Annotated in this window: 11 protein-coding genes; 8 read left to right on the top strand and 3 right to left on the bottom strand. The window is 44.6% G+C overall.

Annotated elements, in window-relative coordinates; translation table 11 throughout:
- Positions 1–15: 15 nt before the first annotated feature.
- Both BW716_RS33335 and BW716_RS33330 read right to left on the bottom strand, forming a co-directional pair.
- Positions 16–360, bottom strand: a complete 345-nt coding sequence (locus tag BW716_RS33335) for a hypothetical protein (RefSeq protein WP_083730387.1) — start codon at positions 358–360, stop codon at positions 16–18.
- 101 nt (positions 361–461) lie between these two features.
- Positions 462–1,121, bottom strand: a complete 660-nt coding sequence (locus BW716_RS33330; RefSeq protein WP_083730386.1) for a hypothetical protein — start codon at positions 1,119–1,121, stop codon at positions 462–464.
- 266 nt (positions 1,122–1,387) lie between these two features.
- On the opposite strand from BW716_RS33330, the gene BW716_RS33325 reads away from it, so the two are divergent.
- Both BW716_RS33325 and BW716_RS33320 read left to right on the top strand, forming a co-directional pair.
- The gene (locus tag BW716_RS33325) at positions 1,388–2,395 is read left to right on the top strand and encodes a DUF2157 domain-containing protein (protein WP_083730385.1); all 1,008 of its coding nucleotides are present in this window, start codon (positions 1,388–1,390) and stop codon (positions 2,393–2,395) included.
- Positions 2,379–3,536 carry a hypothetical protein gene (locus BW716_RS33320; RefSeq protein ID WP_083730384.1) on the top strand — a complete coding sequence of 386 codons (1,158 nt, stop codon included), beginning with the start codon at positions 2,379–2,381 and terminating at the stop codon, positions 3,534–3,536. Before BW716_RS33325 ends, BW716_RS33320 begins: the two co-directional genes overlap by 17 nt.
- A gap of 252 nt (positions 3,537–3,788) precedes the next feature.
- Here BW716_RS33320 and BW716_RS33315 read toward each other — a convergent pair whose 3' ends face one another.
- Positions 3,789–4,187: a GNAT family N-acetyltransferase gene (locus BW716_RS33315; RefSeq protein WP_083730383.1), complete on the bottom strand. Its 399-nt coding sequence runs from the start codon at positions 4,185–4,187 to the stop codon at positions 3,789–3,791.
- 79 nt (positions 4,188–4,266) lie between these two features.
- On the opposite strand from BW716_RS33315, the gene BW716_RS33310 reads away from it, so the two are divergent.
- The 6 genes from BW716_RS33310 (at position 4,267) to BW716_RS33290 (ending at position 10,772) form a co-directional block, all read left to right on the top strand.
- The gene (locus BW716_RS33310) at positions 4,267–5,715 is read left to right on the top strand and encodes a PLP-dependent aminotransferase family protein (RefSeq protein WP_083730388.1); all 1,449 of its coding nucleotides are present in this window, start codon (positions 4,267–4,269) and stop codon (positions 5,713–5,715) included.
- Positions 5,716–5,777: 62 nt separating this feature from the next.
- A complete protein-coding gene (locus BW716_RS33305) occupies positions 5,778–7,121 on the top strand; it encodes an alpha-L-fucosidase (protein WP_083730382.1) in 1,344 nt (447 codons plus the stop codon).
- Positions 7,122–7,198: 77 nt separating this feature from the next.
- Positions 7,199–8,161: a polyprenyl synthetase family protein gene (locus BW716_RS33300; RefSeq protein ID WP_083730381.1), complete on the top strand. Its 963-nt coding sequence runs from the start codon at positions 7,199–7,201 to the stop codon at positions 8,159–8,161.
- 62 nt (positions 8,162–8,223) lie between these two features.
- Positions 8,224–8,394 carry an RNA polymerase sigma factor gene (locus BW716_RS37260; protein WP_179091383.1) on the top strand — a complete coding sequence of 57 codons (171 nt, stop codon included), beginning with the start codon at positions 8,224–8,226 and terminating at the stop codon, positions 8,392–8,394.
- A gap of 117 nt (positions 8,395–8,511) precedes the next feature.
- On the top strand, positions 8,512–9,399 hold the full coding sequence (locus BW716_RS33295; protein ID WP_083730380.1) for a glycerophosphodiester phosphodiesterase family protein: 888 nt from the start codon (positions 8,512–8,514) through the stop codon (positions 9,397–9,399).
- 35 nt (positions 9,400–9,434) lie between these two features.
- Positions 9,435–10,772, top strand: coding sequence for a DEAD/DEAH box helicase (locus tag BW716_RS33290; protein ID WP_083730379.1), 1,338 nt, complete (start codon positions 9,435–9,437; stop codon positions 10,770–10,772).
- Positions 10,773–10,888: the final 116 nt, after the last annotated feature.

The raw sequence follows: 10,888 nt of genomic DNA, 5'->3' as shown, positions 1-10,888 counted from the left end.
AATTTTAAACATGTTCTAAGCATTGATACTAATTTGATATAATCGGGTTCGTGATGGAGTACTACCCTGAGCAATTATTCCTACTTTATTATACGAATCAATTATTTGCAATACAGTCCTGGCAACTGTCGCAAGAACTTTGTCTCTATCCGGATTATTTGAAATAACTGTATCGCTTATATTTTGGTCATTACCTTCTAAATCGCCAAAGGCTAAATTTAGAACAGGTGTACCATCATCCATTCTATCGAAAAGTATATATGAAATTAATTTCCTTATTTTACCTTTCGGCCCAATACTATCAAACTGGAAAGTTGCATCTTCCTTATTGAAGGTGAAATTATATATTTCCTTGTCCATAACTTTAAATGGCACAAAGTAACATCCCTCTCTCCGGAAAAAACAGTTGCAAGGGCCTGTACAACCCCTGCCAACTGTTTCATTTATAACTCCTTATTCTCTTAAAGTTCCCTCAACCACTTTGACATCCCTTTCAATATCTCCATCGCCTTGTCTATCGCCGCCTTCTCAGGCATCCTATAATGGTTCTGAAAACTTTTAAACGCTATCTCATCCGCCTGCTTTGAGCTAAACAGCTGTATAGCAAAACGCATGATCGCTGTCTCCTGTTTTATAGAAACATGATCGCCCGACCGCACAAATGCAGACATAAGCGTAGCAATAACAGATACAGCAATATTCAATTTGAGTTTTTCTCTGGCAAGGGGTTTATCGGGGTCCGGTGTTCCACCAGATGTATGGAAGAAGCGGTTATCGATAAAGAGCTTTAATCGCTGAACCGCCTGTAATGTGTAATTTAATAAATACACCGTGAAGGAGCCTTCGCCGGTATCTTCGGAAACGTCGGGAAGGGCCTCTGTCAGGCAGTTTTCAAGATGAGATAATACTCTTGAATATGACGATATGAAGTCATTGTAATGTTGAGGAGACGATAATAACACTGCCTTGTTAAAAATGGCAACTTGAATGTCTTTTTCATAGTCTTTAATTTTGTTCTTCTGCTCTTCAAACTCTTCCTGCGTAATCAGCGGAGCATCTTTAATGCTGATGTAACAGACTAGCTCAGACAGAAGGTCAATTGAATTTACAGCGTCCGACATATCCGGTTTTAGGGTTATTCTGAGCGGGCATTAGTACGCTCAGAGATGAGATATATCTGGGGTGGTCGCTGGTTTTGCGGTTGCAAAGCTAAGTCATATTTACAGGTGGATAAAATCTTTCTTTTGTCCAAACTAGCTATCATGGCTGATTTGCAAGTTAAGTCAATGAATTTCAGAGTGAAATTAAGCCGTTGATTTTTCACATTCATGCATATAGCATTCCCCCAATCCTTTTTTATATGAACTTAATGTTATATTTTCCCTGAATGAATATTCGCATGTTCGGGAAACTGGAGCAGGATGGTTTGATCTCCCCCGGGTCAATGTCCAACATCCATGCTGCCACCGGGAAAAAATTGTTTAGCCTCCATTGGGAATTGAAAACCATTCTTTATTTAGGAGTACTGTTATTAAGCGGGGGATTAGGTGTCCTTGTTTACAAAAATATCGATACCATTGGCCATCAGGTCGTACTGTTAGCAATTGCATTGGCTTGTGCCGGCTGTTTTTATTATTGCTTCCGGCGAAAGTTGCCTTTCTCATGGGGAAAGGTACCTGCTCCCAACCCATTCTTCGATTACATTCTGCTGTTAGGATGTTTATTGTTCATCACCTTTATTACCTACCTGCAAGGAGCGTATGGCGTATTTAAATTCCACTATGGAACAGCTACATTTATTCCTTTGACAGTGTTGTTTTTCAGCGCTTATTACTTTGATCATTTAGGCGTGTTGAGTCTGGCTATTACGAACCTCGCTGCATGGCTGGGTGTAAATGTATCGCCACTGACCTTTATGGAAGGCACGATGTATATAGACACACGCCTGATCATTACAGGATTGATATTGGGAGCCGCCTTGCTGCTGATGGACTACTTTACCCACTACCTGCGAAAGAAACCTCACTTCGGATTTACCTACCGCAACTTCGGTATGCACCTGATGTTGCTGGCTTGTGTAACAGCGATGTTTAAGTCTCATTTTAATTACTATAATGAAGAAAATGCCAGTTACCTGATATGGTTCTTACTTCAGGTCGGCATCAGTTTCTACATCTACAGAGAAGCATTGAAACACCAGTCTTTTTATTTTCTGCTGATGATGGCTTTATATGGTTATGTAGGGTTATCTTATGTAGTAGTAAGATTGCTCATTCTTACAGAGAGCGAGGGTGGTATTTACGCTGGTATCCTGTATTTCATCGCCTCTGCCATTGGATTGATTATATTCCTTATTAACGCAAATAAAAAGATCAAACATGATAGCCTACAATAAACAACAGCTGGATAACAGGGAGATTGTCCTTGAAGCTGAAAAGGCTTTCAGGAAACAATTGATCACACAGGAGGAACTGGCCGCTATTAAAGCCGCCTATCCGGTAGCATTGTATACTCCCAATATATATTTGAGGATAGGATTGTTTATACTAACATTGATAATAGGTATCTTTTCTTATGGGTTCCTGTGTTTAATCATGTTGGGAGGAGCTTCCGAAGATGTGTTTGGAGGTATTAATATCTTTTTTGCAGTAGGTTCTTTTATCGTATTGGAACTGTTGGTGAAAGAAAAAAAACACTATAAGTCTGGTGCAGATGCCGCGTTGATGTGGATGTGTGGAAGTGCTTTGATAGGAGGGATACTGTTATTGGGGGGGAGTATGAGCCCTGTTGGAACAGGCGTATTTGTTCTTATCACTGCCAGCTGGTTTTTCCTGCGGTTTGCTGATCAGGTAATGGGTTGGGTGGCACAACTGGCCTTGTTGTATACTTTGGTCCAAGCCCTGCAGTCACTCTTGTTAATGTTGCCTTTTGTAATAATCGGGGTTTCTTTTGGCATGTACTGGTTGTTTAAAAAGCTGGCCCAGGATGATGCATTCAGGCACTATAAAAGTGTAATGAAAGGAATGCAGGCACTGGCATTGCTGACCCTATATGCAGGAGGAAACTATTTTGTGGTGAGATCGTTTTATGAATCATTGTACAACGGCGAACCCGGATGGCATGTGGTTATTTTACCAATGGGATGGATCTTCTGGATACTGACTGTTGTAATTCCTTTCGTGTATTTATTCTTTGGAATCAAAAATAAAAACCAGATCCTGATCCGTGTGGGAATGATATTGGTAGCAGCTATTGTGTTTACCGTAAGATATTACCATAGCGTAGCACCGCTGGAAGTAGCGATGACACTCGGTGGATTGATCATGATCTTATTGGCCTATGGTATTATCAAATATCTGAAAGAACCAAAGCATGGATTTACTTCTGAGGAAGATGATGAAAAAGGTACGCTGGAAGCATTACAGATTGAGTCTATTGTGATCTCACAATCTTTCAAAACAGGTGCACCGGGCAAAGATCGCTTTGATTTTGGTGGTGGTAGTGCCAGTGGCGGTGGTGCAAGTGGAGAATATTAATGCAGGTACAGAATATTAAATAGATAAAACATTCATGAAAGTTGAAATTCACCAACGGGGAGTGAAAACTATTTTCAGAAAAAGAGACCGACGGTTACTAGCCGTCGGTCCTTTGTTGGTGCTGTCAGCAGGTGCATCAACTTTGATGAGAACTAAACTGACACAAAGATAAAATGGCGGAAGGAAGAGCACCAGAGGGGAAGTACGGAAAATGATCCGTAGTTCTACGGAATATAACGGCTGCGTAGGTGTCTATTCCTTTCTCGCTATATAAAACGCATTATTCAACCTCGTCATCCCAATCTTTGGATAATACTCCATTGCCGTCGGCGCTGACAATAACAACAACATGGTCTTCGGCCCTATCACCTCCTGCGTCAACGCCACCAATTGCCTCCCAATTCCCGCCATCTGATAATCCTTATTCACCGCCAGATCACCCAGATAGCAACAAAAACAATAATCGGTCAATGACCTCGCTACCCCTACCAATTTCTCCCCATCCCACGCAGATACAACCAGGGGTGAGTTTTTATACATCTCTGCTATCCTCCCCGCATCTTCCGTCGGCCTTTTCAATCCCGCATTGTCATATAATTCAATAATATCCGCTGTAGCCGGAACTGTGTCTGTTTTGTAATGGATGTGCATATTTTTTGGTTTACTTATCAAAACTACTGCTTACCAGGACTATCTTTGTATCCCAGTTTTAAAATACAAAGTAGTCCAGATGCTGCCATTTCAAACCCTCATCCCACTGAACAAAACCTTAGCCCTGCCTGTTTACAGGCAGATTGCCAACGCTATTGCCCAACATATCAGGAACGGAATCCTAAAGCCCGAAACGGCCCTGCCAGGTACCCGTGAAATGGCTGAAACCCTGGATGTACACCGCAAAACCGTCGTCGCTGCCTACAGTGAATTACAAATTCAGGGATGGATCCTCGTCACCCCCCGGAAAGGATTTTATGTAGCCGGCAACTTACCGGAACTGAAACCCCGTGAATGGCAACAGGAAGGCACCAGCGGCTATGGCAAACAAATGTCTGCCCCCTTCCATGTGCTGGCACCCGATTACCAGGGGAGTATCTATCCGCCAAATACCCCATTCCGCCTCATCATTGACGATGGCTGGCCAGATACCCGCTTAGCACCGCTGGACTTACTGATGCGGGAATACAGAAGTCTGCTCAAATTCAAATATAAAAACCCGGTCTCAGGCGCTGTCACTGCCGGCGCTCTCAGTCTGCGGGAAGCTATGGTTGACTACCTCTCTGAAACAAGAGGTATCAAAGCCGATAGCCCGAACCTCCTCATCACCCATGGCGCCCAGATGGCTATTTACATTGCTGCCCGCCTTACCATTACCCCCGGCGCCAATGTGATCGCAGGCATACCCGGATATAACACCGCCAGCCAGTTATTTCAACACCTGGGTGCGAACCTCCTCTCCGTACCTGTGGATGAGCAGGGCATAGATACCGACGCCGTTGCAGCTATCTGTAAAAAGCATCCCATCAGCATGCTCTATGTTATTCCTCATCACCATCATCCAACCACCGTCACCCTGAGTCCTGCCAGAAGAATGCACCTGCTGAAACTGGCAGCACAATACAACTTTGCCATCATCGAAGACGATTATGACTATGGCTTCCATTATAATTCCGCTCCCTACCTGCCGCTGGCCAGCGGGCAGCATGATGGAAGAGTGATCTATATAGGCTCTTTTTCTAAATCCCTGGCGGCTTCTGTACGTATCGGATTTATGGTAGGCGCGGAAGACTTTATCCAGCAAGGCATCTACCTGCGCAAATTACTTGACCTGAAAGGGAACCACCTGATGGAAGATGCACTGGCTATACTGATTAAAAACGGAGACATGTCCCGCCACCTGAAAAAGGCGAATAAGGTCTATCATACCCGGTTACAGCACCTGACCACGCTACTGGATACACATATGCCAGGGGTAGTAGAATATACAGTTCCCATGGGTGGCATGGCCATCTGGTCGCAATTCAAAGTGCCTTTAAAAACATTGTCTGCACATGCAGCAAAGCAGGGTCTATACATCAGCGATGGCTCTTTTTATCTGGTGAAAAATGCTTGCCGGATTGGGTTTGCGTCTTTGACTACAGCGGAAATGGAGGAGGCCATCACAATCTTAGCCAGCGGTGTTTAATCCCTTGCATTTCGGGGATTTTCTTTGTATTATTATCCATTGCTTATCAACTGGATTCTCTTATGCAAAGAAAATTATGCCTGGCTTTAGCCTTTATTGTCATGTCTTTTAACGTTTCCGCTCAAAAAACCAGCAACGACCCGGGAAAAGAAAAATGGTTCATGGACCTTGGTCTCGGTATGTTTATTCACTGGAGTGTGGATGCACAGCTGGGCGCAGTGATCAGCCATAGTATGGCAGGTGCCTCCGACGAATACCTGGAGCGGTTTACAAAAGAATTGCCCAAAACCTTTAACCCACATAAATTCAATCCTGATGACTGGGCTGTGCTCGCTAAACTCGCAGGTATGAAGTATGTGGTGTTTACAACCAAGCACCACTCCGGTTTTTGTATGTGGGATACAAAGACTACGCCTTTCAATATTATGAATACGCCGTTCAAAAAAGATGCGACCAAAGCCATCTTTGATGCCTTCCGCAAACAAGGCATCGCGATCGGTATCTATTTCTCCCCTGAGGATTTTAATTACTTATATCAGCATCATGTGCCCGTAGGCAGAATGCAGCTGCCACAGCACTTCCCTGAAAAGAACCCGGGGCTGATGGCGCTTGACAAAGCACAGCTGAAAGAACTCTTAAGCAATTACGGTAAGATCGACTTTATCTTCTTCGACGGTCCTGCCGAAGGGCTGAAAGAATACGCCTGGGAACTGCAACCGAACATCGTAGTGACCCGCGGGCAAATGAATACGCCGGAGCAGGAGCTGCCTGATTCGGTATTACCCGGTCCATGGGAGGCTTGTTTTACCATGGGTACAGACTGGCAGTATAAACCTACCAACGACCCTCAGAAATCCGGCACAGAGATGATCAATATGCTCATTGAAACCAGGGCCAAAGGGGGCAATCTCTTACTGAATGTAGGACCCAAACCGGATGGAGAAATCCAGATTGAACAGGAAGCCCTGCTGCGTGAACTGGCCCTGTGGCAGTTTGCCAATAACGAAGCTGTGACAGGCGTACGCCCCTGGCATATGGCCAAAGAAGGCAATGTCTGGTTCACCCGTGGTGGAGATACCTCCACCGTCTATGCCTTTGTACAGGGCGGTAAGGACTGGAAATATGGAGAAAGAAAAGATATGGTGTTTCACACATTGGAGGGAAATGCCCAGACCAAAGTGTCCATTTTAGGCTATGCCAGTGAGCTGGTAGAATATAAAGAAAACTTTGATGCAGGTATCTATTCACAGAATACTCCTGTAGGACTCTTCATCAGTGCGGTAAACGGACAGCGTTTTTACACTGATCGAAAGTGGCCAAACCCTGTAGTACTAAAGATAGAGCATGTAAAATTCAAGCCGGTAGTAACGAACTATCGCCAGAGTACCATCGACGGCGCCAAATAATATGAATGGCTGTCAGCAGGTAAGCTGATGGAGATTGGCTTACCTGCTGACAGAATTTATTATCTTTGGAGCACTTTATGCAATTAGCGAAGAAGATACTAACAGGGGACCTTATACGTTTTGGCCAATATTTGCGCGAATGGATGCAGGGTGATAGTGCGCTTTTTAATAAGATCACTGATTACATTCTACGACATTCCGGCAAGCAGGTACGACCTGTATTTGTATTGCTGAGCGCTCACCTGGCAGGCAATATCACGGAACAAAGTTATAGGGCCGCTGTATTGGTAGAGCTGTTGCACAATGCCTCGCTTGTACACGATGATATCGTAGACGATGCGGCGGAAAGGAGAGGCCAAGCCTCGGTAAACGCCCTCTGGAAGAGCCGCACGGCTGTATTAGTGGGCGATGTTATGTTTTCGAACGGGATGCTGCAATCCCTCTCGATAGGCGATCATAAGATCCTGAAGATATTTTCGGACGCCATTGAAGAGACGATCATCGGAGAGCTGGAACAGCTGACACGCTCGAAAAAGTTAAATTTAAAAGAAGACGTTTATTATACCATCATCCGTCAGAAGACGGCAGCGCTGCTAAAGGCAGCCTGTAGAGCCGGCGCCGCTTCCGCCACTAATAATGAAAGCCTCGTTGAAAAGATCGCATTGTTCGGAGAGAAAGTAGGAATGGCCTTTCAAATCAGAGACGACCTGTTTGATTATGGCACTGAAGATGTCGGCAAACCAGTAGGCAATGACATCCAGGAAAAGAAAGTAACCTTACCCTTAATTTATACAATTGCCAATTGTTCCCCTGCACAACGTAAAGAGTTATTACACATTATCAGGCATCAGAATACCAACAAGGAAAGAATCGCTTACCTGATTTCAGTAGTAAAGGATTGTGGTGGATTAGACTATGCAACTGAACGCATGTATGCCTTCAGAGACGAGGCTTTGGCCATACTCGATACTTTTGACAATACAGAAGTGAAAGATGCGTTGGAAGAAATAGTCCGCTATACGACTGACAGGAAGTATTAACAGTAAGTTAATGTAAGGAGTCAGTAATTATCCTCAACTTGCAACCACCATACTGTTGCAACATGGTGATCTTACAATTGAAAGATGGCAATGAGACGGTGTTCAAACAGGTCTATGATCTGACACACAAAAAATTCTACCGCTATTTTCTGAAAAGAAATGCCACACATGATACAGCCAGAGATCTGACCCAACAAACATTTATCCGATTATGGCAATACCGTCAAACTTAAGGAAGACAGCACACCCGATACACAGTTATTTACTGTAGCTAATTCCGTTTTGATAGAACACCTGCGTCGCCATGCCCACCGATATCAATGGTATAATGTGGATTTTAAAATAAAACTATGAAAAGGTTATTAGGTAGTGTTTTAATGCTGGCTTCCCTGGGAGCAGCTGCACAGATTGATGTGCAGGCACATAGAGGTGGACGTGCTTTGATGCCGGAAAATACCATTCCTGCTATGAAGCATGCGATAGATCTGGGTGCACGTACACTGGAACTGGATTGTGTGATCTCTGAAGATAAGAAGGTTGTCGTGTCGCACGACCTGTATATGTCGGCTGACTTTATGCGGAACCCGGAAGGAAAGGATATTGAAAAGGCCGGTGAACAATCCTACAAGTTGTACACCATGCCATATGACAGTATCCGGAAATATGATGCCGGTACCAAACCACATAAAGACTTTCCAAAGCAGGTGAAGATGAAAACGTATAAACCACTGTTGTCCGAACTGATTGACAGCGTGGAAGCTTACGTAAAAACGCATCACCTGAAACCGATGTATTACAACATGGAGACCAAGTGCTCTCCTGACGGGGATGGCACTTTTCACCCGGCGCCGGATGAGTTTGTGGCACTGATGATGAAGGTGATCAGGGACAAAGGCATCCAGAACAGGGTGACTGTACAATCTTTTGACATCCGGACTTTGCAGGTGATCCACAAACTATACCCAAAGCAAAAACTCGCACTGCTGGTATACGGGAAGGATAATTTCGATACGAATATTGAGAAATTGGGCTTTATCCCGGATATCTATAGTCCCTATTCCGCGCTGGTAAACAAGGACCTGATCACCACCGCCCACAATAAGAAAGTGCAGGTATTGCCCTGGACGGTGAATGACCCACAGGAAATGCAAAAGATGATAGACCTGGGCGTAGATGGAATCATTACCGATGATCCGGAATCCCTGGTGAAATTGGCCGGAAGTTATCAGAAGAAATAGATTCAGTACCTTTGCGGTTCATTTTGAATCGAATTATGACTTTTGATGAACTAAACCTCAGCAAGCCTTTATTGAATGCCCTGAGTGACCTGGGCTATACAACGCCCACTACCATTCAGGAGAAGGCCTTTTCTGTGGTCATGTCCGGTCAGGACGTATGTGGCATTGCACAGACCGGTACGGGTAAAACCTTTGCTTACCTGCTGCCAGCTTTGCGGCAGTGGAAATTTTCCAAAGATCGCTATGCCCAGATCCTGGTAGTAGTGCCTACCCGCGAGCTGGTTACCCAGGTAGTGGAGGCGGTAAAGAAGCTGACTCCCTATATGAATGTGGAGGTCGCCGGATTTTTTGGTGGGGTGAATATGAACCCACAGATGGTGACTGCCAATGAAAAACTGGATGTGGTAGTAGCGACCCCTGGCCGGTTGGTGGACCTGGTGCTGAGTGGTGCATTGAAACTGAAAGCTATTAAGCGACTGGTGATCGATGAGGTGGATGAAATGCTGAACCTTGGTTTTCGTCCGCAACTGAAACATATCCTGGATTTACTGCCGGCTAAAAGGCAAAACCTGCTCTTTTCGGCGACTATTACCCCGGAAGTAGAAGATCTGATGGAGGTGTACTTCAATGCACCAATAACGATAGAAGCTGCACCTGTGGGTACGCCACGTGAGAATATCAGTCAGACAGGGTACGCAGTACCGAACTTCAATACAAAGGTCAACCTGCTGGAACTGCTGCTGAAAACACGCGGGGAGATGAGCAAGGTGCTGATCTTTGCTGCTACCAAAGAACTGGCCAACCAGCTGTATGAGCAGTTAGAAACGAAGTTTCCTGAGCGGGTGGGTGTCATTCACTCCAATAAAGAGCAGAACCATCGTTTTAATACGGTAAAGAAATTCAAATCAGGCGAATACCGGTTCCTGATTGCTACAGATATCATCGCGAGAGGTATTGATATTGAAGATGTGAGCCATGTGCTGAACTTTGATGTACCTGAGGTACCGGAGAGCTACCTGCACCGGATAGGTCGTACCGGTCGTGCGGACAAGCATGGTAAGTCAATCATTTTCCATACGGAGCGGGAGAAAGAGGCATTGGAAAGAATTCAGACTTTGATGAATTATGAGATTCCTTTGGAACCATTGCCGGAAGAGCTGGAAATCTCCAATGTGCTGATAGATGATGAAATGCCGGAGGTGAAGATGAAGAACTTCCTGGTGGCTTTGCCAAAGCTGGAAACTTATGGACCTGCTTTCCATGAGAAGAAGGATAAGAATAAGAAAGTGAATGTAAAGATCTCCCATAAGGAGAAGATGCAGATGAAATATGGTAAACCTAAAACAAGAGGCGCCAAGAAGAAAAGGAAATAACTAAAAAGACCCGGCTTATACAGGAGGGCACTGAAGAAGTTGCCCTTTTATGAGGGATCTCTTAAAAAATGATCAGGTAGAACACGTTTTTACCTGATCATTTTTTTTGTACAAGA

It is taken from the genome of [Flexibacter] sp. ATCC 35208 (assembly GCF_001975825.1).
Classification (GTDB): Bacteria; Bacteroidota; Bacteroidia; order Chitinophagales; family Chitinophagaceae; genus Chitinophaga.
The sequence above is the reverse complement of the archived record's forward strand: the minus strand, read 5'-3'. Positions and strand labels throughout refer to the sequence as shown.